This window comes from Ruegeria sp. N10 (assembly GCF_056531545.1).
This window is the reverse complement of the sequence record NZ_JBQFLY010000010.1, coordinates 87,525-110,037: the sequence shown is the minus strand read 5'-3', so window position 1 is coordinate 110,037 and position 22,513 is coordinate 87,525. Positions and strand designations below refer to the sequence as shown.

The window sequence follows — 22,513 nt, the reverse complement described above, 5'->3', positions numbered from 1 at the left end:
CCCCGCGCCGCAACGCCCCCCTTGCACCTGCCTGAATTGCGGTTAGCTTTCGACCATCAGAATGGAGCTGACATGACTTTCAACGACCTGATCGACCGCCGGGGCACCAACAGTACCAAATGGGACAAGATGGAGATGCTGTACGGTGTCTCGCCCGAAGACGGGCTGGCCATGTGGACGGCCGATTCCGATTACCCGACGGCCCCCTGCGTGATCGACGCAGTGCGCAAGGCCGCAGATCACGGCGTGTTCGGGTATTCCTGGGCGCACCCGGAGTATCTGGCCTCGGTTCAATGGTGGATGAAAACCCGCCACGACTGGGAAATTGACACGGACTGGGTTCTGACGTCTCAGGGTCTGGGCAATGCTATTGCCCTGTCGCTGGATGTCTGGACCGAGCCTGGCGATCGCATCGTGACCTTCACCCCTGTCTACCATGAGTTTGCCCATAAGGTGAACAAGGCGGGCCGCCGGGTTGTGGAATGCCCGCTGGTGCGCGACGGCGACAGCTATGGGCTTGATCTGGAGGATGCGCAGTCGCGGCTGGACGGGTCCGAGAAGATGTTGCTGTGGTGTTCGCCGCAGAACCCGTCGGGCCGGGTCTGGACGCCAGAGGAACTGCGCGCCGTGGCCGCATTTGCCGAGCGCAACGGGCTGATCCTTGTGTCAGACGAGATTCACCACGATCTGGTCTATCCCGGTGCCAAGTTTGTGCCGATGGATGTGGCGGCCCCGGATGCGCGGCCTTGGACGGTGACGCTGACAGCGGCATCGAAGACCTTTAACATCGCCGGGCAGCGCACCGGCAACATGATCATTCCCGACCCCAAACTGCGCGAGGCGATGAAGCATCGGTTGACAACGCTGGATTATGGCCCCAGCGCGTTGGGTGTGGCGATGATCACCGCCGCCTACAGCCCGGCCGGCGCGGAATGGGCAGATGCCCAGATCGCGCATCTGGAGGAAATCCGGCGTCTGTTCGACCAGACCATCGCCGCGATTCCGGGCCTTTGGTCGATGCCCTTGCAGGCGACCTATCTGGCCTGGGTCGATTTTTCCGGCACCGGCATGGATCACGCTGAATTTGTCCGCCGATTGCGAGAGGACGCGCGGATTGCAACCTCGTCCGGGCCCGGCTTTGGCACTGGCGGAGAAACGTTTGAACGGTTCAACCTGGCCACACAACGGGCGCGGGTCGAGGACGCCTGCGTGCGGCTGAAGCGGGCCTTTGGCGACCTGCAATAAGCCAAGCGGTGGCTGGTTTGACTGGCCTCACGATGAACCGCGCCTGTTGTCCGGGCGCGGACCCGAATGGTGAATTCCAAATCGAAGGCCAGCCCTACGGCATGGTGGGCGTCACCCTGACTGAACCCGGGACGATGAAAATCCGAGCCTAGTCTTCGTAGCCCAGCAGTGCGATGGGCGCATCCGGGGCGCGGTAGAAATCCAGCGGTGCCTTGTCATGGGCGGCGGTGCTGCGTTTGAATTCATACCGCATCTCGCCGCCTTCATCCTGATCGGCAATGATCAGGCATTGATACATAAGATTGGCCCCGTCATAGATATCGACCAACCCGCGCAGGCGCGGTGTTGTTTCCGCCTCAACCGTGAAACCATCTTTCCACAATTTGAGAATTTTATAGGTATTGTCGCCCATTTGGACACGAAGGCGACTGGCCTTTTTCAATGTGGCGATTCGGGCCGCATCCAACTCGGCGCGTATTTCCTTTGAAACATAAGTACTCATTAAATCATTCCCCCGCTAATGACCTCTATTGTGCGGGAACTGTTGTAAAAATCCAGTGAACGCGTTCACGGAACTGGCTGTGCCTGCGGTTTGTTGCACAGAAATCCCAGCATTGGCTGTGCGCGCATGCAGGTCTTGTGCGCGGGCAAATGCATAGGAACGGGCGGGGCTTGGACCTATCTTTGACCAAACGCCTGTGCGGAGGATGAGATATGGGCCTGCTGGTCGACGGAAAATGGCAAGACACCTGGTATGACACCAAATCCACCGGTGGCGCATTCAAACGCAGCGCGGCGCAGTTTCGCAACTGGCTGACCGCCGATGGCCGCGCGGGACCGTCGGGCAAAGGCGGGTTCCGGGCCGAAGCCGGGCGGTATCACCTGTATGTCAGCCACGCCTGCCCCTGGGCGCATCGCACCCTGATCTTTCGCGCGTTGAAAGGGCTGAGCGATCTGATCCCGGTTTCGGTCGTGCATCCCGACATGCTGGACCAGGGCTGGACCTTTGAGGTGGATGATCACGGTGCCACGGGTGACGGTCTTTACGGGCTGAGCCATGCACATCAGATCTATACCAAGGCGGATCCGTCCTATTCCGGTCGCGTCACGGTTCCGATCCTGTGGGACAAGGTGCAGGAGACCATCGTTTCGAACGAAAGTTCGGAAATCATCCGCATGTTCAATTCGGCCTTCAACGATATCACTGGCAATACGGACGATTACTGGCCCGAGGCGATGCGGGTCGAGATCGAAGAGGTCAACACGCGCATCTATTCAGACGTCAACAACGGCGTCTACAAGTCGGGCTTTGCCACCACGCAGGACGCCTATGACGCTGCCGTACACCCATTGTTCGACACGCTGGACTGGCTGGAGGAGCGTCTGGCCCGGAACCGTTACCTGATGGGGGATCGGATCACCGAAGCCGATTGGCGGTTGTTCACAACCCTGATCCGCTTCGACCCGGTCTATCACCTGCATTTCAAGTGCAACCGGCGGCGCCTGGTCGATTACCCGAACCTATGGGCCTATACGCGTGAGCTGTATCAATGGCCCGGTGTCGCCGAGACCGTGAACATGACCCACATTGTGCGCCACTATCACTACAGCCATGACAGCATCAATCCGCACCGGATCATTCCGGTGAACCCGGTGCTGGATTACATGGAGCCGCATGGACGCGGTCAGCGCCCCGCAGCGTAATGTTCGACCATCGCCGCCAGATCCTCTGGCGGCGTTTCGCTTTGAACATAGGCACAGGCATTGGGACTGTGCGCAAAAATCGACCCGTCGGAAAAGAAGGTGGTGTTGGTGACAAAAATCACCCGCGCCTCGGGGCGGCGATAGCTGGCAAAATCGGCCACAGCCAATGCGCTTCCGGTTTCCAGAACCAGATCCAGCACGATGATATCAAAATCCGTGCCATAGAGCGCCAGAATGGCGGCCTCCTGAGCGTCAACCAGTGTGACTTCGGCGTCTTGCCGCTCCAGATGTCTTTTCCAGACCCGACCAAGGTCGGGGTTACTCTCAACAATCAGAACTTTCATTTGCAACAACCTCGGCACTTGGTATGGTGAGTGGTGCCGACCCCCGTGGTCCGTGATCTCGTTATTTCCTTAACAAAGTGTTAACAGCGGCCGCACGCTTGCGTGTTCGGGCGGATTTGCTTGTGTAAATGGCAAAAATCCGCTTGAAGCACCCCGAAACCGGTCAATCCCCGCAGAGAGAGCAGATGAGTACACTTGATCACGGCTTGGACCCCCGCGCAGTTCGCGACCACGGCGGGGGGCTGGACAGGGCGATTGTCAGGTATGGCGGAGCGCGTGAAGATTGGATCGATCTGTCGACCGGAATCAATCCGCATCCTTACGCCGTTGCGGGCCTGACCGCCGGGGATTGGGCCGAATTGCCGGATCACGGTGCCTTTGAACGGCTGAGTGATGCGGCCCGCAGGTTCTGGAACGTGCCGCAGGGGGCTGCGATCCTGCCGGCACCCGGTGCATCGGCTGTCATCTCTCGCATTCCGGCGCTAGCCGCGCCAGGGCGTGTCCAGATCACACCGCCTACCTATAACGAACACGCCGCCGCCTTTTCGGCGCAGGGGTGGCGTGTTCAGCCTGAGGGCGCGGCTGACGCCCGCGTGATCGTGCATCCAAATAACCCGGACGGACGTATCTGGCAGGAAAGCGACGTCTCGGCCCCGCTGACCGTGATCGACGAGAGCTTTTGCGATGTCACGCCAGAGGTATCGTTGATCCATCTGGCGGAACGTCCCGGCGTGATCGTGCTGAAGAGCTTTGGCAAGTTCTGGGGGCTGGCCGGGATGCGGCTTGGGTTTGCCATCGGGCGGCCTGAACTGATCAACCGCCTGAACGACCTGACCGGACCCTGGTCAGTGTCCGGCCCGGCCCTGCGGGTTGGGACACAGGCCCTGTCGGACGATGACTGGGCCGATGCCACGCGCGCGCGACTGGCGGATGAGGCGGCCCGGCTGGATGCGCTGATGCTGACCAGGGGCGCAAATATTGTCGGTGGCACCAGCCTGTTTCGTCTTTACAAAGTCGATGACGCCTTGGGCTGGCAGGACCGGCTGGCCCGCGCCCATATCTGGAGCCGTATCTTTCCCTATTCAGCAACCTTTCTGCGTCTGGGTCTGCCGCCAGAAAAGGGATGGGACAGGCTGGAGGCCGCGCTGTGAGCCCTGCCCTGATGCTGGTCTGCGCCCTGTGTCTGGACGCGGCACTGGGAGAGCCCGATTGGCTCTGGTCCCGCGTCAAACACCCGGCGGTGATGATCGGCAACCTGATCGGCTGGCTGGACAAACGCCTGAACCACGGGCGCGGTCGGCGACTGAAAGGGGTGGCGGTGGTTGCCCTTCTGATCTGCGGCGCATGGGGTCTTGGATGGGGTCTGTCGCAGCTGGGGCCGGTCGTTGAAATTCTTGGCTGCGCAATCCTGTTGGCGCAAAAGTCGCTGGTTGCCCATGTCCGCGCGGTTGGTGACGGGTTGCAAACCTCGCTGGAAGACGGGCGGGCGCAGGTGGCTATGATCGTTTCGCGCGACACGCAGGATATGACCGAAGCACAGGTGGCGCGTTCCGCCATCGAAAGTGCGGCAGAAAACCTGAGCGACGGGGTCATTGCCCCCGCATTCTGGTTTCTGGTCGCGGGGCTTCCGGGGTTGCTGGTGTACAAGGCGGTGAACACCGCCGACAGTATGATCGGCTATCGCACCGAAACGCACCGTGATTTTGGTTGGGCCGCGGCCCGGTTCGACGACCTGCTGAACCTGATCCCTGCCCGCCTGACCTGTGTGATGATCGTGGCGCTGTCCGGCCAATGGTCTCGCTGGTCTGAGATGGTGCGGGATGCGCAACGCCATATCTCACCCAACGCTGGCTGGCCCGAGGCCGCCATGGCCCGCGCCCTGAATGTCGCGCTGGCTGGCCCGCGCAGCTATGATGGGCAGGTGCGCGATCTGGCCTGGGTCAATGGTGACGCCCCGCGCGAGATCGGCGCATCAGAAGTTTTTCGCGCATGTGACATGCTCTGGCGGGTTTGGGGGCTTGCGCTTGGGCTCGTGTCAGTGTGGGTTGGGGCCAAACTGATATTCTGACGGACCTTTTCATGCGTATACTCTCTGGCCTGTTCGCCGCTGCCCTGTTCACCTCACCTGCGCTGGCGCAATGTGGCGGTGGTTTTAATTCCTTTGTCAAAGGGCTGAAGGCCGAGGCCGTGCAGCAAGGTTTGGACAAATCAGCAGTGAACGGGTTCTTTGACGGGGTGCAGCAGGACAGCGCCGTGCTGAAGGCCGACCGGGCGCAGGGCGTTTTTCAGAAGCCCTTTGTTGAATTTTCTCGTCGTCTGATTTCGCAAAACCGGATCGAGCGCGGGCAAGCGATGTCGCGCAAATACGATGCGGTCTTTGATCGGATCGAGCGCGAGTATGGCATTTCCCGCGGGGTGCTGCTGGCCTTCTGGGCATTTGAAACCGATTACGGATCGTTTCAAGGCGACTTCAACACCCGCAACGCCTTGGTGACGCTGGCCCATGACTGCCGCCGCCCGGAGCTGTTCCGACCGCAGATCTTCGCCGCCATCGAGCTGTATCAGAACGGTGATTTCGACCCGGCCCGCACCACCGGCGCATGGGCCGGAGAGATCGGCATGGTGCAGATGCTGCCGCGTGACATACTGGAAAACGGCGTCGATGGTGACGGTGACGGGCATGTCCGCCTGAAAAGCTCGGCCCCTGATGCGCTGATGTCGGGGGCCAGAATGCTGTCTCATCTGGGCTGGCGCGCGGGTGAGCCTTGGTTGCAGGAGGTCACCGTGCCCGCGCAGATGGACTGGTCCCTGTCCGGCCCCGGCAAACCGCGTTCGGTGGCGGAATGGCAGGCGATGGGCGTTCAGGCGCGCGGCGGGTCCTTGGCCAACCTGCCCGCCTCGCTGATCCTGCCACAGGGGCGCAACGGGCCTGCCTTTCTGGCTTACCCCAATTTCGACGTCTATTTCGAATGGAACCAGAGCTTTGTCTATGTTCTGACCGCCGCTTATTTCGGAACACGGCTTGAAGGCGGCCAGATCTATGATGCGGGCAATCCCGCGCAGGGCCTGAGTGGCGCGCAGATGAAACAGTTGCAGACCAAGCTTCAGGCCAAAGGATATGATGTAGGCAAGATCGACGGGATTCTGGGCGCCGGAACACGGGATGCAACGCAGGCCGAACAGAACCGTTTGGGCCTGCCTGCGGATGCGTGGCCAACGATGGAGTTGCTGGAAAAACTCTGATCCAGCGGCCCGCACTTCTGTGGTATGACGCGAACCCCCAAGATTATTTGACGATATCGGCACCGTCGCCGCTGATTATGTGACCGGATATTTCTTGGGGTCAATTCCATGTCTTTGACAGACAATATCAATGTAACTTCCCTTTGGAGGAATACCGCCAAATTTGCTGCGAATACCACTGCGGGTTTCGCCCTGGAAATGGTGAAACCGGGCCCAATCGGGTTCGTAGTCTTCAATGTTCTCGACCGGGTCCAGAAACCCGCGGCGCGGCCAATATAAATGCCAATGCTGGCCTCGGTCGATTTCACCGGTGACCCCCAGCGCCCAGCGGGTCACGCTTGGGCCGGTTGTCGTCCACGGAAGGTCGTAGAGCGTGAGTGTCTCGCCCGCCTCATAGCGTTTGACCAGTTTTTCAATGTGATCACTGCCCAACCAAAACGGGATCGGGACTTCTGATTCAAGGAAATTCAGGATCAGCTTCAGTGCCAGAGAATTTTTGGGAAGACGCAAAACGCAATTGTTCATCGCCTTATTGCGCCAGACGACACCAAACAGATAGTCCGGTGGAACATCCAGCGGCCGGATGCAGTAGATATCCAGATCAACCCACACATAGTCGGTTTTTTGCAGCATGTGGATCCGGAAGATGTCTGAATAGACCGCCATGCGTCTCCGGCCACCGGTCAGGTTTTCGGTGGTTTCATCTGTATAGATTTCGCGGGCATCATGAACAACGACCCCTTCGGGAACATCTATGTTCAGATCCAGCACGTACAGGTGGAAAACATAGCCATGATCCAGAAAGGACTGAATGCATACTCTTTCAACGCAAGATAACGGCGAGCCAAACCAGAAACTTGCAACTTGAAATTCCAATACAGCACCTCTTGCCCTAAGCCGAAACGGGGTCGCTGCTGCACTAACGAAGCGGTGCGTGGCTCGTCAACCGCGGCGGCGGTTTTGGCACGACTTACCCTGCTTTGCGCCAGCGCGCTGTGTCGAGGTGCCCACAGTTTGGTTCTGGCCTATCTTCGGGCGTGCATTTTTGGGCTAATGTTCCTGGCGTAGCCTTTGGCACCTGCCGCGGGTTCAGTACGCTGCACGGGTTGGTCCATTGCCAAAGTGACCGTCCTGAACTGCTGACTTCCTTATTCGGGCCGCACCGGGTATCGATCCCCTTTCTGATCGATCAGGATCAGCCGCTCGCCGCTGCGGACATACAGGTCGCAGCGGCTGAACCCGTTGCGGTACGCAATGCAGACGGAACCGTCATCGGCGATGGCGTAGGTTCCAAAGGCGGAATCTCCTCCCGCGTAGGTATAGGAATAGGCCCCACCGGCCGAAAACTTGGCCTGACCATCATCGTAAAAGGTCAGCGTCTGGCCCGCGAGGGCGTCAAGCTCGGCCACTGTCAGCGGGACATCGCCGGGTTTGACGGGCCAGTCGGCGGCGACAACCGGGGTGGCGGCGATGAGGGCGGAGATCAGGAAACGCGTCATGAGGCCAAGGTAGCGCGTTATGCCTGCAATCATCATAACGTTGCGGTGAGCGGTCAGGCCACCATCTGCTCGGCCTTCTTCAGATCGACCGAAACCAGCTGGCTGACGCCCTGTTCCTGCATGGTGACGCCGAACAGACGATCCATGCGCGCCATGGTCACCGCGTGGTGGGTGATGATCAGGAAACGGGTGTCGGTCTGGCGGCACATCTCGTCCAGCAGGTCACAAAAGCGGGTGACGTTGGCATCGTCCAGCGGCGCGTCAACCTCGTCCAGCACACAGATCGGGGCCGGGTTGGCCAGGAAAACGCCAAAGATCAGCGCGGTCGCTGTCAGGGTCTGTTCGCCGCCAGACAGCAGGCTGAGGGTCGAGAGTTTCTTGCCCGGCGGCTGACACATGATTTCCAGCCCCGCATCCAGCGGGTCATCGCTTTCGACCATGACCAGATTGGCCTCGCCCCCACCAAAGAGATGCTTGAACAGCATCGCGAAGTTCGAGTTCACCTGTTCAAACGCGGTCAACAGACGCTCGCGCCCTTCGCGGTTGAGGCTGGAGATGCCACTGCGCAGAGCTTTGATCGCCTCTTCCAGATCGGCCTTTTCACTGCTGAGCGTGTCAAATTCTTCCTGAACGTCCTTGCTGTCTTCCTCGGCCCGCAGGTTCACCGCGCCCATGGCGTCACGCTGGCGTTTGTGGCGGTTCACTTCGGCTTCCAGAGCATCCGCGGCGGGCATCTGGTCGGGGTTGACGTCCAGCTGGTTCAGCAACTGGTTCGGGGTCAGTTGCTGGTCTTCGGCAATCCGTTCTGCCGCCGCAAGCACGCTTTCCTTTGCCGCTTCACTGCGCGCCTCGGCTGCGGCGCGGTTTTCGCGGGCTTCCGAGGCCAGGCGTTCCGCCTCACGCTCGGCCATCACCACGTCGCGCAACTGTGTTTCTGCTTCGGCCAGCTTGTCGGCGGCATCGGCCCGCCGGGCTTCGGCGGCTTCGATCAACTCGTTGAGCTCTTCCCGTGCCTCGGCGATCTCACCGGGGGCGGCCATGGCCTCGGTCAGCTCCTCTTCCGAGCTTTCCTTGCGCTCGGCCAGTTCCGAAATCCGTTTCTCGGCCGTTTCCAGACGGTGCCGCCAGCCACTCAGGTCCTTGGTGACCTCCTGCGTGCGGCGGGTGCGGGCGTCGCCTTCACGGCGCAGCTCATCATGGGTCGAGCGGTGGGTCAGCATGGTGATCCGCGCCGCCTCGACTGTCTGTTTGATGTCCTCAACCTCGGCGCGGGCGCTGTCGAGGTCACCGAGATCGTTCAGCGCCGCCTCGGCCTCGCGCAGCTGCACGCGGGCGGACATGGCATCTTCCTTGTGTCGATCCACGGCAAGCGTCAGGGTTTCCAGCTTGCCCTGCGCGAGGTTGCGATCCGCCTCGGCGCGGCTGAGCTGGCGTGCGGTTTCGGCCATGCGCTGATCAGCGGCGCGGCGGGCTTCGCGCGCGCGGCGGTCGGCCTCGGTCACGTCCGCCAGTTGCTGCGACAAGGTTTCATGCGCGGCGCGGGCGCCATCGGCCTGCGCCTCGGTGCGGGCCAGTTCCTGTTTCAGCGCCTCAAGCTTGTTGAGCTGTTCCAGCCGCAGCGCCGCCGCACTTGGCGCATCTTCGGCCCAGGCGCGGAACCCATCCCAGCGCCACAGATCGCCGGAGCGGGACACAAGACGCTGGCCCGGCTTCAACGACGCCTGCAGCCGCGCGCCCTGATCCGCATCGACCAGTCCGATCTGCGCGATGCGACGGCTGAGCCTGTCCGGCCCCGACACGTGCAGCGCCAGCGGGTCGACCCCATCTGGCAAGGGCTGATCACTGTCATAACCTGCCACCTGAACCCAGCCGGACGGGCCGTCACCTTCGACCAGCGGCGCACGGAGGTCATCGGCAAGCGCAGCACCCAGAGCCTTCTCAAAACCCGGTTCCACGCGCAGCAGGTCCATCACCTGCCCGCCCTCGGCCGTGTCGCGTTCCACCAGCTTGGCAAGCGCGGTGGTTTCGGCGCGGATTGCACCCAATTCGCCTTCGGCCTCGGATCGTTGCGCGCGTGCCTCGGCTTCGCGGGCCTGCGTTTCATTGCGCAACTCATCTGCGGCGGCCAGCGCCTCTTCGGCGGCCTCGGCGGCTTCGCGGGCTTCTTCCTCGCTTTCCTGCGCGGTTTCGAACGCCTCGCTGGCACGGGTCAGGGCTGTTTTGGCCTCATCCACGGCCAGCCGGGCTTTTTCCTCTTCGCCCTCAGAGCGTGCCAGCGTCTTGCGGCTGTCTTCGACCAGACGCTGCGCCGACTGGTGACGGGCGACAAGACGCGCCATATCTTCGGTCTGCTGCGACAGGTGGTCTTCGCGGTCCTGAAGGATCGACGCGGCTTCGCGGGCAATTTCTGCGGCTTCCGCCACCTTCGCGTCATGCCCTTCGGCGGCCTTGGCCAGTTCGCGGGCTTCCCATTCCAGCCGTTCGATCATCTGGCCAGCATCGCGGTTCAGGCCGGTTTCCCGGTCGATATCCTTGCCGAGTTGATGAATGCGGCTGGTCAGTGTTTCAATGGTCTGGCGCGCGCGGGTTTCCTGATCGGTCAGTTGATCGCGCTGCACCTGCTGCCGTTGCAGGACAGCGGCGGCGATGGCCTCTTCCTCGCGCAGGGGGGGCAGGGTTTCTTCGATCCCGGCCCTTTTTGCTGCTGCGGCGCGGGCTTCGGCCTCGGCGCGGGAGGCCTCGGAAATCCGGGCCCGCAGCTTGTCTTCAGCCTGCTGGCGGGCCATGTCGGCCTCTTTCCAGCGGCGATAGAGCAGCATCCCCTCGGCCTGACGCAGCTGTTCGCCGATTTCGCGATAGCGTGCGGCCTGACGGGCCTGACGGGCCAGTTGCGCAAGCTGCCCGCCCAACTGCTCGAGCACGTCATCGACGCGGGTCAGGTTGGCCTCGGTCGCTTTCAGCTTCAACTCGGCCTCATGCCGGCGTTGATACAGCCCCGAGATCCCGGCGGCCTCTTCCAGAATGCGACGGCGGGCGCGGGGTTTGGCGCTGATCAGCTCGGCGATGCGGTTCTGCCCCACAAGCGCGGGGGAATGGGCACCGGTCGAGGCATCCGCAAACAGCATCTGCACATCGCGCGCGCGCACATCCTTGCCGTTGGTCTTGTAGGCGCTGCCGACATCGCGGGTGATCCGGCGCACGATTTCAAGCTGGTCGGTGTCATTGAACCCCGCGGGTGCCAGACGTTCGGAATTGTCCATGGTCAGGACAACTTCGGCGAAATTGCGGGCGGGCCGTGTGGCGGCACCGGCAAAGATCACATCCTCCATCGCGCCGCCGCGCATGGATTTGGGGCGGTTTTCCCCCATCACCCAGCGCAAGGCTTCCAAAAGGTTGGACTTGCCACAGCCATTCGGACCCACCACACCGGTCAACCCGTCCGCGATGATCAGATCGGTCGGATCAACAAAGCTTTTGAAGCCGGTCAGTTTGAGCTTGCTGAAACGCAATGGCCGCGTGTCCCGTGATTCCTATGAATTGAAAGTCTGCGCAAGGGATGGGGTCCGAGTCAACGCAGTTGCGCAGGATATGGGATATCAGTGCAAGTTATCCACAACATCTTGCCGAAATGCGCAGGAACACGCGTATGTCAGTATGGGCTGCATTCAAAGACCTGATAGCCGCTGTCGCCCCCGACATTTTCGTAGATACCATAGTCGATACATTCATATCTGGGCGTCGAGACGGCAGTCAGCAGCAGCCGTTCCCCCGCCTCGCGGTCACAACCCAGAACACCAACCGTGACAGCCGCGTCGCCCAGCACGTCGAGGATCGGGCAGCCCGAAACCTGCGCCATGGCCAGCGCGGCGCGATCCCGAACAGGGCCAAGCCGCGGGGCGTATTGCGCGTTGATCCGCACCGCCTCGGCCAGATCGCCGCGCACGCGCACGTCGAACACACTGCCGTTCACCGCCACGCGGGTGGCAGGAACGTCGCGGAAATGCGGGGTCCCGGCGGCGCAGGCGGCCAGCAGAAGAGGTGCGAGAAACCGGATCATGCCGCAGAGTTGCAGCATATTGGTTAACAGAACATTTCCAGACGTCAGGCGCGCAGAACCTCGCCCAACCGGCGGATGCCTTCGCGGATCGTCGCCTCGTCCGAGTTCGAGAAGCTGAGCCGGATCGTGTTTGCCCCGCTGCCGTCTGGAAAAAACGCCTGCCCCGGCACAAAGGCCACTTTCACCGTATCCAGCGCATGCGCCAGCAGGTCAGACTCGCTGATCCCCGCCGGGAGTGTCACCCAGACGAACATACCGCCTTCGGGGCGCGTCCACGCCACCCCGTCGGGCATGTGCTGTTGCAGCGCATCCAGCATCGCATCACGGCGCGCGCGGTAAGTGTCGCGCACTTTCGGGATATGGGTGTCAAAGCACGCTTCCGCGACCTGATGCACGGCCATCTGGTTGATGGTCGCCGAATGCAGATCCGCCGCCTGTTTCAGCAGAACCATCTGCGAGATGATCGGCTTGGCCGCAACCACCCACCCCATGCGCAGACCCGGTGACAGGGTTTTCGAGAAGCTGCCACAGTATATCGTCCGGCAGTTTTCGATCGACCCCTTGCGCGCCTGTTCCAGAGCCAGGATCGGCGGGATCGGATCACCGTCATAGCGCAGCGCCTGATAGGCACCGTCTTCGATCAACGCGCAGTCCAGTTCGTCGGTCAGGTCCAGCAAGGCCTCACGGCCCGGGCGGGTCAGGGTTTCGCCTGTCGGGTTGGCAAAATCGGGCGACAGATAGGCGAATTTCACGGCGCCATTCCCTGCCGCAGCCCTGAATTCATCGGCCCCCTTGTTGCCATTGAGCCGGTCAAAGCGCGGCTCATATGCGTTGAACGCGGCAAGAGCGCCCAGATAGGTGGGCCACCCGACCAAGGCCGTGTCGCCGGGGGACAGGAACAGCTTGCCCAGATAATCCAGCGCCTGCTGCGAGCCCGAGGTGATCAGGACGTTATCCATGTCACATTCCACCCCGATCTCGCGCATGTGCTGCACCAGCCACCGGCGCAGGGGCGCATAGCCTTCGCTGACCGAATACTGCAGCGCCTGCGCCTGCATGTCCGGCCCCAATGCCTGCTGAAACGCCTGCGCGAAAGCCTCAGCCGGGAAAAGCGCGGGGTCCGGAATGCCACCGGCAAACGAAATGATACCGGGCTGATCGAGCAGTTTCAGCAGCTCGCGGATTTCTGACGCCTTCATCCGGGAGGCCCGGGTGGCAAACAATGGGTGTTGGGACATGAGGCTCCTCCGATCTCATTTCGGCGCAGCCTATGCTTTATCAAATTAAAGTCAACACTTCTGACCTAATATTTCAGCGGATTTGACCGGGTATTCTTGAACAGCCCCCCTGTCCATGGTCAAATGAGTTGACCAATTTCGGAACGAACCATGCCTTTTCAGAAAGTTCAGACGGAAAAACTGTCGCTTGCGGTCGTTCGCCAGATCGAGCTGTTGATCCTGCGCGGCATCCTGCGCCCCGGTGAGCGTCTGCCGCCCGAGCGTGAGTTGGCCGAACGGATGGGCGTGTCGCGCCCGTCCCTGCGCGATGCGGTGTCCGAGCTTCAGGAACAGGGGTTGCTGACAACAAAAGCCGGGTCCGGGATCTATGTGGCCGAGGTTTTGGGGTCGGCCTTTTCGCCAGCACTGATCCGGTTATTCAGCAGCCATGACGAGGCCGTATTCGATTACCTGTCCTTTCGCCGCGACATGGAGGGGCTGGCGGCAGAACGGGCCGCGCGGCTGGGATCAGAGAGCGACCTGAAGGTTGTTCAGGCGATCTATGACAAGATGCGGGCGGCCCATGACCGGAACGCCGCGGACCAAGAGGCGCAGCTGGATGCCGAGTTTCACATGGCCATCATCGAAGCCAGCCACAATGTGGTGATGCTGCACATGATGCGGTCAATGTATGACCTGCTGGTGCAGGGAGTGTTCTATAACCGACGGACAATGTTCCGGCAGCGCGCGACCCGCGAGGCCATTCTGGACCAGCACAGCACTATCAACGCAGCCCTTCAGGCCCGCGATCCGGCAGCCGCACGTCAGGCCGTCGAAACGCATTTGAGCTTTGTCGAGCGCTGCATGATCGATCAGCAGAAGGCAGAGCGGAACGAGGCCGTTGCGCAGCAAAGGTTGCAGCACGAAACCCGTCAGGCCTAGCGCTTTCCGAAGGCCTTCCGGGAGCGGAGCTCAGGCGGCCCCGGTCTCGGCCTGGATCAGGTGTGACGGGAAGGGTGTGCCACTGCCTTCGCCCAGATCGTCATTCGGGGCGATGGTTGTCAGGGCCGGGTCGATGAACAGCCGCGCGCCCCGGTCCCTGAGGTGTTTATGCAGCATCACATGTTCGCACACGAGGTCGCCCTTTTCATCCCGGCAGGAATAGCGCAGGCCACGCAGGGCGCGTGTCTTGTACAATCCTGCGCCGCCAAAGGCGCTATCGACCGGTATCAGGGGCATATCGGACGGAATGTGATACTGGCGGTCGAAAACCGCTGATTTCAGCAGAACTTTCCGCCATTTGCGGCGCCCGAACAGGGGCTTGCGCGTTGTCCGAATTCTTTGCCAGACGTCTTCGTCGCACCAGCCTGCGCAGCGCAGGGCATAGATATCGTAATAGGCCGGTTTGGAATTGGCGAAGACACCTTCCCAGCGTGGTACGGAACGTTGTGCGGCCGTCAGAACCGTCTGAGCGTCCAGACAGACATTCGGCCCGTTCAGATCCAGCACCAAGGTCAGGTCGTGACCGCTGTCGCGTTCTTCCAGCCTGTTGAGGACAGCGTTTCTGGCCGCCGTGATGCGCTCGACCCGGTCTGGCAGTCTGGACGCCAGACCGTCCATGCGGACAAGGTCCACATTCGGGTCGCGGCGCGCGAATTCGGACAGAACCCGATCCGTACGATCGGTGTTGTCGTTTGTCGCAATGGTCACGGAATAGCGGTGCAAGCGGGTGGTCAGGTCTTCGATCCTGTTGATGCTTTCGATCAGCGCGGCCCCGCCGTTCCTGACCACTCCAACAATATTCATCGAAACGTCTTCGCCTGCCACGGCCCGTCTTTCCCTGTTCTTTTTGCACCCGTCGATCCCGAAGGGGACCTTCAGACCCTCAGAAGGGTACAGAATCCGGGTGATGTTGCGGTCAATACAATCAGCCCCGTCACCAAAACAAAAGACCCGACAGCGCAATGCTCTCGGGTCATCTGCGTTTTTTACCTGTCGGTGTCCCCGTCAGTGCAGCTTGGCGCCCACATCTGCGATCGAGACCTCGATCAGCTTGTTCGCCTGCGCGGCTGTCATCTGCTTGGCCAGAACCGAGCCGGCAGCGGCAATCGCAACCGAAACGGCCTGATCGCGCACGTCTTTCACAGCCGAGGCTTCGGCCGAGGCAATCTGGTCCTGCGCAGCAGCCAGACGGCGTTCGATCGACTTTTCGAGATCGACCTTCGCCTGGTCCGCAGCCAGAGCCGCGTCCTGTTTGGCCGCCTCGACAATCGCGTCGGCCTGTGCCTGCACTTCACGCTGCTTGCGCTCGTACGAGGCCAGCAGGCTGCGTGCTTCTTCATGCAGGGCGCGGGCTTCGTCCAGCTCGGCCTTGATGCCTTCGGCACGGTTGTCCAGCGCACCGCCGATCATGCCCGGCACCTTGAAGTAGAACAGGACCGCGATGAAAACGATGAAGCCCAGAAGGACCACAAAGTCGGTGTTGCCAAGCGAGAAGAACGGGCCGCTTGCAGCCAGCGCGGGGCTGGCGGCACCAACGATCAGGATAAGGGCAAGAGTGTTCCGCATGTCACTTATCCTTTCATCTGCGTGTCAATGGCACTGTCGATGGCTTTGGCATCCGCCTCGCCGCCCAGCGCGGTGACCAGTTCAGCCGCCGTATCCTTGGCGACCACTTGAATGCTTTCCAGCGCACCGGCACGGATTTCGGCAATTGCCTTTTCCGATTCAGCCGCCTTTGCAGCGATTTCCGCATCCGCCCTGGCAATCGCGTCATCCAGACCAGCCTGGATTTCAGCACGGGCTTCGGCCGCGATACGCTGCGCTTCGGCACGGGCATCGGCCAGCGCCTTGTTATAGGCCTCTTCGGCCTCGACCGCTTTGGCCTTCAGATCTTCGGCCGCAGCCAGGTCATTTGTAATGGTCCCCCGGCGCTCGGCCAGGATTGCCGCGATGCGGGGCAGAGCCACGCGAGACAGGACCAGAAAGATGACGACCAGCGTAATGACCAGCCAGAAAATCTGGTTGGGGAACCAATCGAAGCAGAGCTGCGGCATCCCGATGGCAGAGCCATGCGAGTCGACGCACGCGCCAACTACTTCTTCGCTAATGGGTTCAGTCGCCATGATGTCCTCCGTCGGAACGTTGTCTTTACAACAGGTGGGCCGCTATGGCTTGGACCCACCTGCGCGTAAGGATCAGGTTCCGCAGATTAGACGGCGAACATCAGCAGCAGCGAGACCAGGAATGCGAAGATCCCCAGGGCTTCTGCGAATGCGATACCGATGAACAGGGTTGCGGTCTGCGAAGCAGCCGCCGAAGGGTTGCGCAGAGCGCCGGCAAGGAAGTTGCCTGCAACGTTGCCCACCCCGATTGCGGCTGCGCCGGAACCGATTGCTGCCAGGCCTGCGCCGATGTGTGCGAGATCGCCTTCCATGATGTTTCTCCTTACGAATTGGAAGTTTCGATGTTGGGTTATCGGACCTTAGTGCGAAGGATGCAGCGCATCTTTCAGATAAACACAGGTCAGAATGGTGAATACGTAGGCCTGAATGAAGGCCACCAGGACCTCGAGACCGTACATTGCGGTGATCGCCAGAACCGACACGGGCGAGATCAGGGAAATTGCGGCAAAGCCTGCAAACACCTTGATCACCGCGTGGCCAGCCATGACGTTACCGGCAAGACGAATGGAGTGGCTGACCGGGCGTACGAAGTACGAGATCAGCTCGATGATCGCCAGGATCGGGCGCAGCGCCAGCGGCGCGCTGGAGACCCAGAACAGGCCCAGGAACGCGGCACCGTTCTTGACGAAACCCAGAATGGTCACGGTCAGGAACACGGCCAGCGCCAGCGGGATGGTCACGGCGAAATGTGATGTGGTGGTGAACGAGGTCGGGATCAGGCCCAGGAAGTTCGCGGTCACGATGAACATGAACAGGGTCATGACATAGGGGAAGAACTTGACGCCGTCCTTGCCGCAGATGTCTTCCAGCATCTTGTAGATGAAGCCATAGGCCAGTTCCGCAATCGACTGCATCCGGGTAGGGACGATGGCGCGCTTTGACGTGCTGAGAACCAGCAGGCCAAAGATCGCCACGATGGCCAGGAACAGCCACAGGGTCACGTTGGTGGGGGTGTACCAGGCAATCTCGCCACCGAACAGCGGCTTGACGATGAACTGGTCCATCGGGTGAAACACCAGGCTGCTGGCTTCTGCTGCGTGGTCTGCGCCTTCGGCGCCGTGTGCTGCGGTGGTCTCGCTTGCCACGTTCAGTCCCTCTCGTCCTTTTCGACCTGCATATGGGCCGCTTGTTTATCTTGAACCTCTTTCGCGCTGCGGAGCATAACCTTCACGCCCGCGACAAGGCCCAGCAATGTGAACAACACCAGAAAGATCGGGATTGTCCCGAGCAGGCTGTCCAGCCCGTATCCGATGCCAAATCCGATCCCCAGACCGGAAACCATTTCGATGACCATCCTCCAGGCAAGCTCGCCCCCGGATATGTCACTGTCAGCGCGGGCAGCCGGCTTTCTGGCCTTTTTCGCCGCCTCGATCTTGGCCTCAAGCTGCGCCATACGCTGCTTTTGGTCGTCATCGGTCACGGACGGAATCCTCGCGCTGTCTTGCGCATGGTGCTAAGGCGCGAAAGGCGCAGAGTCAACGGCGTTGATGGTGTGAAATGACGCAGGCTAATAATTTGTTTTTAAACAGTTATTTTTGGCTTGCTCGCCCGATCGAATTGCCTGCCTTTGGCCTGAGCGGCAGTAATCGCCCCAAAACCCATATTCAACCTTTTGGTTGATCTTTGCGCGCTAGCTGCGGCCACAGGCGTCGAACAAGGCGTCCGTCGATCAGCAAGAGCCCGGCAAAAATCGCCGCCATGCCCATCAAATGTTCGGGTTGCAGAGTTTCCCCCAAAACCCAGGTTCCAAGTATCAGGGCGGAAACCGGTGCGATCAGCGTGACGGTCGAAATGTTGGTTGGCCCGACTCTGGGCAGCAACCAGTAGAAGGCAATGAAAGCGGCCGAGGTCAGCACAAATCCGATCATCAACAACGAAAGCCATGTTTCAGTGCGCTCGATCATCGGCAGGCCTTCACGCCAAAGTGCCAAGGGTAAAATTGCCAAGGCCGCCCCGGTCAGTGCCAGGGCGACCAGCACCACCGGCTGCATGTCGCGGAAGGCCCGCGCAATGTTGACAGAAAACGCGTAACATATGGGTGCGCACAGGGTCAGCAGAACCGCCCAGAACTGAGATGTTTCGCCATTGTGCAAAATCGGGACGGACAACACGACAATCCCAATGAAGCCGCACACTACGCCAAGGGATTTCAACAGCGTCGCACGCTCGCTTCCCGGCCAGAAATGCGAAACGATAACGGCAAAGGCCGGTGTTGTCGCATTCACGATCCCTGCCACGCCGGACGCGATATGCTGCTGCCCAAGCGCATAGAACGCAAATGGTGCAGCATAGCTGAGCGCCCCGAACCCCAGCAGTCCAATGGCGCGCCCGAGTGTCAGGTGAACCGGCATACGGGCGGCAATCACATAGATCCAACAGCCCAGAGCCCCAAATGCAACCCGTCCCAACGATACGGATAACGGCCCAAGTTCGCGCAACAATATGGCGTTGAACATGAAAGACATGCCCCACCCGATGCCAAGGACGCAGATCACCAGCCAGTATTTCAGCGCCATTGCCGCCCCCTTTGTGCATCACCGCTGCACAGTGACGTGATAGGGTAAATTGTCAAACGGGTTCTCGCCCATTAGGAAAGACCCATGTCCAACGATCTCGACACCGTGTTCGCGGCCCTTGCCGACCCCACCCGCCGCGCCATTCTGGCGATGCTGCTGGAGGACGATATGGCCGTGACGGATGTCGCCGAGCCGTTCGAGATGTCGCTGGCGGCGATCTCGAAACATCTGGTCATCCTGACCAAGGCCGGGCTGATATCACAGGAAAAGCGCGGCCGGGTGAAGTGGTGCAAGCTGGAACCCGACGCGTTGCGCACCGCTTCGGTCTGGATGCAGGGGTTCGGTCAGTTCGAACCCATCAACCTGGATGCGTTCGAACGGTTTCTGGAAGTCGAGCTTCCGATCTCGGATGAGGCCTAGCGCACGACGAAGACCGACATGCTGGCATGTTTGGCCAGATATCCGGCGTGGCTGGAAAAGATGTAATCGGTGATCCGGGGCGCGTGGGTGCCCACGATGATCAGGTCTGCACCAATCTCTTCCGCCGCGCGGGTCAGGTCGCTGTCCACTTCGGCAGCAACATCAACCGAGTGAATCTTGCGCACCGCGACCTCGCCCGCGCCTTCTGATACAAGCTGTTCGGTGAAGTCGGCCAGTTGCTTGTCTATCTCGGCCTCGGCTTCCGAGGATGCACCCATATGGGCCCCGCTGACACTGACCAGAGTGATCTTGGCGCCCTGCCATTTTGCCACTTGAGCGGCGACATCTGCGGCCTTGCGAACCTCGGGCGGCAGGTGGCGGTCAATCGGCAGCATGATATGTTTGAACATAATCTCCTCCTTTTGTCCGCCTTCCAAGGTAGTCATGAGACCAAGGGCCTGCCTTGATCTGGCTCAACAGATTCTGCTTTTGGAGTTCGTGGGCAATCTGTACCGGTTTCAGACCGGGAGCGGCGTTACTCAGCTGCCCGGCGTTGGGGAATGGAGCGCGGGGCCTCTTCTTTCAGCAGCATCAGCAGCGCAATGACCGTCAGCGCCACACCGCCCAGGATCAATCCCGTCGGGACAGGTTTGCCCAGCGCGATTTCCCACAGGATCACCCAGCTTGGCACCAGATAGGTATAGGCCATGACCTTGGCCGACGGCAGCCGGAGCGAGGAGAATTGCACCAGAACGAAACTGGCCGCTGTTGCGAAGAACGAGATATAGAACAACCCGATCCAGACGATGGCGGGAAGAGCTGCCCAATCGGTTGCCTTCAGGTCAGACCAGCCGAACAGGACCAATAACAGGCACCCGGCAACCAGCGTACCGAACGTGAACACGACGGCAGGTTCTCCGCGGTTCAGTCTGCGGATCATGGGGGTGTAAATCGCGTGCGCGACGCATCCCCAGAAATAGATGACCTCGCCCTCGCCGATCTGGAAGGCGCGGAACATCTGCCAGTCGGCCCGAAAGATCACCCACAGCGCCCCAATCGCACCGATGGACAGGGCTATTGCCATGCGCGGCGTGGTGATCTGGCGCAGCAGGACCCAGCCCGCAATGGCCGAGACAACGGGGGTCAGGGTGAAAACCGCGGCAGCGCTGACCGGCGGGGCGGTTTGCAGCCCGTAAAACATCAGGACAAAGTAGGTGGCGAACAACCCGCCCAGCACCAGATACCGCCAGGGCGCCTGCGCGGCACTGCGGGGCAGACCGGTTGTTGCCAAGGCCGCCACACCAATCACCACAGCCGCGAAGGCAAAGCGCACCGCATTCAGGGCAGCAGGGGCAATTTCGTTGGCAATCATCGACCCAAGCGAGAAACTGCCTGCAACAAGGGCCGAAAAAGTCAGCATGGCCAGATGGCCGCGCATCTGCGGATTCATGGGCACCAGCCTTTGGAGGCCTCTTTCAGAAAACTCAGGAACGTTTGCACCTTGGTGGTTCGGTGCAGGTCCACATGGGTCACCAGCCACAGGTTGCCGAACCATTCCGGAAGCGGGTCGATCACTTCGACCAGACTTTCATGACGGGCGGCCTCCCAACGGGCCATGAAGCCGATACCGGCCCCAGCCAGAACGGCCTCGCGCATACAGAAATTGTTGGTGCAGCGAAAGGTAATGCGGTCGGCGGATACCGTGTTGCGCAGCCACCGGGTGAACGGCGCTCGGCTGCCTTCATCGTCAGAGCTGACGAAGTGGTGGTTCCCGAAATCCTCGATGCCCGAAGGTTTGCCGTGCCGTTCGATATAAGAGGTGCTGGCATAGAGGCCGACTTCTTCCTGCCGGAAGGGTTGCACAACGTTGTCGGGCTGATCCGGGGCTGATCCCGCGCGGATTGCAACATGCGCCTCGCCATATTCCAACCGGAACAGGCGGTCTCCGGTCAGGTAGCGCACGATCAGCTCGGGGTGCATCTTTTGAAACTCGGTCAGCGTCGGCACCACCAAAGGCGCGATGGAGCCCAGCGACGTCACCACCAGTTCACCCGATACATCGTCACCGCGCCCCTTCATCCGGCCGACAAGCTGGTTGAACTGGTCTTCGGTGGCCTGCGCCACGCGCAGCAAATCGTCGCCCGCTTCGGTCGGGGTATATCCCCGCGCGTGGCGCTGGAACAGTTTGACACCCAACCGGGCCTCGATCGCGTCGATGTGGCGGATCACTGTGGCGTGGTGCACGCCCAGAACCTCGGCCGCGCCGCTGACGGTTCCCATGCGCGCCACCTGATAGGCGGTCCGCACCTCATCCCAATTGTCCATCGTCACACCGTTCTGTGCAATTTCTAACAATAGCTGTTGATGTATCCGAGTTTTGTTCGCAAACGCAACAGCCATATTGGGATCAGAACAAGATTTCCCTGACCTAAAGGACCCGAAAAATGGCTAAAACCATCCTGCATATCGACGCCTCTGCCCGCCGCGCGGGTTCGACCACCCGCGACCTGTCTGACCGCATTGTCCGGCAGTTGGGTGCCGCCCGCATCATCCGCCGAGATCTGGCTACCCCCCTGCCCCTGCTGACCGAAGACTGGATCGCCGCCAACTTTACTCCGGCCGAGCAGCGCGACGACCTGCAACGCGACCGGCTGGCCCTTTCGGACGCGCTGGTGACCGAATTGCAAGAGGCTGATACCATCGTTATCGGCCTGCCGATCTACAACTTCTCGGTCCCCGCTGCATTCAAGGCCTGGGTCGACCTGGTCGCCCGCGCGGGCCTGACCTTTTCCTATTCGGAGAACGGCCCAAAAGGGTTGCTGGAGGGTAAACGCGCCATTCTGGCAATCGCGTCGGGCGGTACTGCTGTCGGATCCGAAATCGACTTTGCCACCAACTATGTGCGTCACGTTCTGGGCTTTATCGGCATCCATGATGTAGCGGTCATCGCCGCGGATCAGATGGCGGTGAACCCCGAAGCCGCGCTGGAAAGCGCCAAAAAGGCGGTAACAGAACTGGCGGCCTGATCGCCACTGGTCAATGATCTCTGAAACGTCCAGTCTGCTGGTCAGATGGAACTGGCG

The 22,513-nt window shown here is 60.9% G+C and carries 25 protein-coding genes; 8 read left to right on the top strand and 17 right to left on the bottom strand.

What is annotated here, in order from left to right:
* The first annotated feature begins 72 nt into the window (after positions 1 to 72).
* Positions 73 to 1,245 (top strand): MalY/PatB family protein, encoded by a 1,173-nt coding sequence (locus tag ACR0JI_RS14345; protein ID WP_480494660.1) that lies wholly within the window; start codon positions 73 to 75, stop codon positions 1,243 to 1,245.
* Positions 1,246 to 1,393: 148 nt separating this feature from the next.
* Here ACR0JI_RS14345 and ACR0JI_RS14340 read toward each other — a convergent pair whose 3' ends face one another.
* The gene (locus ACR0JI_RS14340) at positions 1,394 to 1,747 is read right to left on the bottom strand and encodes a hypothetical protein (protein WP_480494662.1); all 354 of its coding nucleotides are present in this window, start codon (positions 1,745 to 1,747) and stop codon (positions 1,394 to 1,396) included.
* A 212-nt stretch (positions 1,748 to 1,959) separates the two neighbouring features.
* Between ACR0JI_RS14340 and ACR0JI_RS14335 the strand changes: the two genes are divergently transcribed.
* Entirely contained in the window at positions 1,960 to 2,949 is a 990-nt protein-coding gene (locus ACR0JI_RS14335; RefSeq protein ID WP_480494663.1) for a glutathione S-transferase family protein, read from the top strand.
* Here ACR0JI_RS14335 and ACR0JI_RS14330 read toward each other — a convergent pair.
* Positions 2,931 to 3,293, bottom strand: a complete 363-nt coding sequence (locus ACR0JI_RS14330) for a response regulator transcription factor (protein ID WP_209506176.1) — start codon at positions 3,291 to 3,293, stop codon at positions 2,931 to 2,933. The genes ACR0JI_RS14335 and ACR0JI_RS14330 overlap by 19 nt on opposite strands.
* Before the next feature lie 185 nt (positions 3,294 to 3,478).
* Here ACR0JI_RS14330 and cobD point away from each other — a divergent pair, with 185 nt between their 5' ends.
* From cobD to ACR0JI_RS14315, 3 genes are read left to right on the top strand one after another with little or no spacing between them, the layout of a single operon-like run.
* Positions 3,479 to 4,444: a threonine-phosphate decarboxylase CobD gene (gene cobD / locus ACR0JI_RS14325; protein ID WP_480494665.1), complete on the top strand. Its 966-nt coding sequence runs from the start codon at positions 3,479 to 3,481 to the stop codon at positions 4,442 to 4,444.
* Positions 4,441 to 5,361, top strand: a complete 921-nt coding sequence (cbiB, locus tag ACR0JI_RS14320) for an adenosylcobinamide-phosphate synthase CbiB (protein ID WP_480494667.1) — start codon at positions 4,441 to 4,443, stop codon at positions 5,359 to 5,361. Before cobD ends, cbiB begins: the two co-directional genes overlap by 4 nt.
* Positions 5,362 to 5,372: 11 nt before the next feature.
* Entirely contained in the window at positions 5,373 to 6,536 is a 1,164-nt protein-coding gene (locus ACR0JI_RS14315; RefSeq protein WP_480494669.1) for a lytic murein transglycosylase, read from the top strand.
* 75 nt (positions 6,537 to 6,611) lie between these two features.
* Here the strand turns inward: ACR0JI_RS14315 and ACR0JI_RS14310 are convergent, their stop codons facing one another.
* The 5 genes from ACR0JI_RS14310 to ACR0JI_RS14290 all read right to left on the bottom strand — a co-directional run bounded on the left by ACR0JI_RS14310 (position 6,612) and on the right by ACR0JI_RS14290 (position 13,330).
* Complete coding sequence (locus tag ACR0JI_RS14310) at positions 6,612 to 7,412, bottom strand: hypothetical protein (protein WP_480494671.1); 801 nt, start codon at positions 7,410 to 7,412, stop codon at positions 6,612 to 6,614.
* Between the two features lie 272 nt (positions 7,413 to 7,684).
* Entirely contained in the window at positions 7,685 to 8,035 is a 351-nt protein-coding gene (locus ACR0JI_RS14305) for a hypothetical protein (RefSeq protein WP_480494786.1), read from the bottom strand.
* Positions 8,036 to 8,088: 53 nt separating this feature from the next.
* A complete protein-coding gene (locus ACR0JI_RS14300; RefSeq protein ID WP_480494673.1) occupies positions 8,089 to 11,544 on the bottom strand; it encodes a chromosome segregation SMC family protein in 3,456 nt (1,151 codons plus the stop codon).
* A gap of 140 nt (positions 11,545 to 11,684) precedes the next feature.
* On the bottom strand, positions 11,685 to 12,110 hold the full coding sequence (locus tag ACR0JI_RS14295) for a hypothetical protein (protein ID WP_480494675.1): 426 nt from the start codon (positions 12,108 to 12,110) through the stop codon (positions 11,685 to 11,687).
* Positions 12,111 to 12,136: 26 nt separating this feature from the next.
* Positions 12,137 to 13,330: an aminotransferase-like domain-containing protein gene (locus tag ACR0JI_RS14290; protein WP_480494677.1), complete on the bottom strand. Its 1,194-nt coding sequence runs from the start codon at positions 13,328 to 13,330 to the stop codon at positions 12,137 to 12,139.
* A gap of 150 nt (positions 13,331 to 13,480) precedes the next feature.
* Between ACR0JI_RS14290 and ACR0JI_RS14285 the strand changes: the two genes are divergently transcribed.
* Positions 13,481 to 14,251, top strand: coding sequence for an FCD domain-containing protein (locus ACR0JI_RS14285; RefSeq protein ID WP_267365974.1), 771 nt, complete (start codon positions 13,481 to 13,483; stop codon positions 14,249 to 14,251).
* A gap of 30 nt (positions 14,252 to 14,281) precedes the next feature.
* On the opposite strand, the gene ACR0JI_RS14280 is transcribed toward ACR0JI_RS14285, so the two are convergent.
* The 7 genes from ACR0JI_RS14280 to ACR0JI_RS14250 all read right to left on the bottom strand — a co-directional run bounded on the left by ACR0JI_RS14280 (position 14,282) and on the right by ACR0JI_RS14250 (position 19,010).
* Positions 14,282 to 15,115: a hypothetical protein gene (locus tag ACR0JI_RS14280; protein ID WP_480494678.1), complete on the bottom strand. Its 834-nt coding sequence runs from the start codon at positions 15,113 to 15,115 to the stop codon at positions 14,282 to 14,284.
* 201 nt (positions 15,116 to 15,316) lie between these two features.
* On the bottom strand, positions 15,317 to 15,877 hold the full coding sequence (locus ACR0JI_RS14275) for a F0F1 ATP synthase subunit B (protein ID WP_480494680.1): 561 nt from the start codon (positions 15,875 to 15,877) through the stop codon (positions 15,317 to 15,319).
* A gap of 5 nt (positions 15,878 to 15,882) precedes the next feature.
* Positions 15,883 to 16,434, bottom strand: a complete 552-nt coding sequence (locus ACR0JI_RS14270) for a F0F1 ATP synthase subunit B' (protein ID WP_480494682.1) — start codon at positions 16,432 to 16,434, stop codon at positions 15,883 to 15,885.
* Between the two features lie 86 nt (positions 16,435 to 16,520).
* Positions 16,521 to 16,745, bottom strand: coding sequence for a F0F1 ATP synthase subunit C (locus ACR0JI_RS14265; RefSeq protein ID WP_005981269.1), 225 nt, complete (start codon positions 16,743 to 16,745; stop codon positions 16,521 to 16,523).
* A 48-nt stretch (positions 16,746 to 16,793) separates the two neighbouring features.
* Entirely contained in the window at positions 16,794 to 17,579 is a 786-nt protein-coding gene (locus tag ACR0JI_RS14260) for a F0F1 ATP synthase subunit A (RefSeq protein ID WP_267366759.1), read from the bottom strand.
* Between the two features lie 2 nt (positions 17,580 to 17,581).
* Positions 17,582 to 17,914, bottom strand: a complete 333-nt coding sequence (locus ACR0JI_RS14255) for an AtpZ/AtpI family protein (protein ID WP_480494684.1) — start codon at positions 17,912 to 17,914, stop codon at positions 17,582 to 17,584.
* 184 nt (positions 17,915 to 18,098) lie between these two features.
* Positions 18,099 to 19,010 carry a DMT family transporter gene (locus tag ACR0JI_RS14250; RefSeq protein WP_480494686.1) on the bottom strand — a complete coding sequence of 304 codons (912 nt, stop codon included), beginning with the start codon at positions 19,008 to 19,010 and terminating at the stop codon, positions 18,099 to 18,101.
* Positions 19,011 to 19,094: 84 nt separating this feature from the next.
* On the opposite strand from ACR0JI_RS14250, the gene ACR0JI_RS14245 reads away from it, so the two are divergent.
* Positions 19,095 to 19,430: an ArsR/SmtB family transcription factor gene (locus ACR0JI_RS14245; RefSeq protein WP_480473915.1), complete on the top strand. Its 336-nt coding sequence runs from the start codon at positions 19,095 to 19,097 to the stop codon at positions 19,428 to 19,430.
* Here ACR0JI_RS14245 and ACR0JI_RS14240 read toward each other — a convergent pair.
* The 3 genes from ACR0JI_RS14240 to ACR0JI_RS14230 form a co-directional block, all read right to left on the bottom strand.
* Positions 19,427 to 19,840, bottom strand: coding sequence for a universal stress protein (locus ACR0JI_RS14240; protein WP_480494688.1), 414 nt, complete (start codon positions 19,838 to 19,840; stop codon positions 19,427 to 19,429). The genes ACR0JI_RS14245 and ACR0JI_RS14240 overlap by 4 nt on opposite strands.
* A gap of 125 nt (positions 19,841 to 19,965) precedes the next feature.
* Positions 19,966 to 20,880, bottom strand: a complete 915-nt coding sequence (locus ACR0JI_RS14235; RefSeq protein ID WP_480473918.1) for a DMT family transporter — start codon at positions 20,878 to 20,880, stop codon at positions 19,966 to 19,968.
* Positions 20,877 to 21,755: a LysR family transcriptional regulator gene (locus ACR0JI_RS14230; RefSeq protein WP_480494788.1), complete on the bottom strand. Its 879-nt coding sequence runs from the start codon at positions 21,753 to 21,755 to the stop codon at positions 20,877 to 20,879. The genes ACR0JI_RS14235 and ACR0JI_RS14230 overlap by 4 nt, the downstream gene beginning before the upstream one ends.
* Positions 21,756 to 21,874: 119 nt before the next feature.
* Here ACR0JI_RS14230 and ACR0JI_RS14225 point away from each other — a divergent pair, with 119 nt between their 5' ends.
* Positions 21,875 to 22,456, top strand: a complete 582-nt coding sequence (locus ACR0JI_RS14225; protein WP_480494690.1) for an FMN-dependent NADH-azoreductase — start codon at positions 21,875 to 21,877, stop codon at positions 22,454 to 22,456.
* Positions 22,457 to 22,513: the final 57 nt, after the last annotated feature.